Origin of the sequence: Streptosporangium sp. G11 (assembly GCF_051192615.1) — a bacterium.
In the GTDB taxonomy this organism is placed as follows: Bacteria; Actinomycetota; Actinomycetes; order Streptosporangiales; family Streptosporangiaceae; genus Streptosporangium.
The window spans coordinates 1-1,252 of sequence record NZ_JBPJUQ010000300.1 but is presented as its reverse complement, the minus strand read 5'-3'; the positions used below and the strand labels follow the sequence as shown (position 1 = coordinate 1,252).

At 72.8% G+C, this 1,252-nt stretch carries 2 protein-coding genes and 1 pseudogene; all 3 read right to left on the bottom strand.

Going from position 1 to position 1,252, the window contains the following annotated elements; genetic code table 11:
• The coding region (locus ACSDR0_RS50690) for an MFS transporter (protein WP_435296146.1) at window positions 1-444 on the bottom strand (444 nt) is incomplete at its 3' end.
• Window positions 441-716: a hypothetical protein gene (locus ACSDR0_RS50685; protein ID WP_435296145.1), complete on the bottom strand. Its 276-nt coding sequence runs from the start codon at window positions 714-716 to the stop codon at window positions 441-443. The genes ACSDR0_RS50690 and ACSDR0_RS50685, both read right to left, overlap by 4 nt.
• A 48-nt stretch (window positions 717-764) precedes the next feature.
• A pseudogene (locus ACSDR0_RS50680) lies at window positions 765-1,252 on the bottom strand (flavoprotein); the annotation flags it as partial.

Here is a 1,252-nt window from a genome sequence, read left to right as displayed (position 1 = left end):
GATGACGGCGAAGGCGCTTTCGTACAGCACCATCGCGCACGCGATGCCGATCGCGGCGAAGACCGCGTACAGCTGGGGCAGGTTCTCCACCCGTGACCAGGCCAGGACGGCGAGCGCGCCGAGGATGGATCCTGCGGTCATCAGGCCCCGGCCGCCGTGGGCGTCCAGCAGGCGGCCGACCAGCGGGGCGCACAGCGCGGCGATCAGGATCGAGCCGGTCAGCGCGGCCGCGATCTGGGCACCGCCGGCGTGCAGGTCGGCGGCCATGGGGGTGAGGAAGACGGAGAAGGCGTAGTAGAGCACGCCGTAGCCGATGGTCTGGGTGACGGCCAGGGCGGCGACGATCCGCCACCCCTGAGCCAGACGCGGCCGGCCGCCGCCCCCGGGAGCGGGGGCGGCGGCCTCAGTGGCGGCCTCGGTGGCGGGTTCAGCGGCAGAGCTCACCCGCGCGTCCCGGCGCAGCCGATCAGCCGGCGCCCATCCGCCGTGGTTATCCAGCGGTCAGGCGATGGGGCTTCGGCGATGAACCCCTGGACGTGCAGCCGCCAGGCCAAGGGTCCGGCCGTCCGGGCGATCGCCGGGGCGAACTTGGGGTTGCTGCTCGGTCCGCGGGCGGCGACCAGACGCTCTCCCAGCCGGTGGGTGTCGATTGGCCCGTGCTCGCAGATCAGGCGCAGGGCTTCCTTCTGGGCGGCGGTGGGGTATCCCTCAGACATCTGAGGCTCCTTGTCGGTGCGGCTTCGGCGCTGGTCGATGGCTGGTGGTCAGCCGCAGCAGCTACCACCGTCGCCACCGCTGCCGACGGTGACCAGCGGGAGCGCAGTGGCCGGCAGGCCACCGCTGATCCCGGTGGCCAGACCGACCCGCCGCTCTTGTGCCTCGACCAGCCCCGAGGAGCACACGCCGGTCTCGGGCAGGTCCAGCTGCACGTCGTGGGCGGCTTCCCAGTCGCCGGCCAGCGCGGCGACGACGGAGCGGACCTGCTCGTATCCGGTGGCCATCAGGAACGTGGGGGCGCGGCCGTAGCTCTTGACGCCGACCGCGTAGTAGCCGGACTCCGGGTGGGCCAGTTCGTCGACGCCGTGCGCGGGGACGGTGCCGCAGGAGTGCTGGTTGGGGTCGATCAGCGGGGCCAGGGCGCGGGTGGAGCCGAGGATTGCGTCCAGGTCCAGGCGCAGCTCCGAGGCGATGGAGTGGTTGGGGCGATATCCGGTGGCGGCCACGATGCGCTCAGCCGTGACCGACTGCTCGG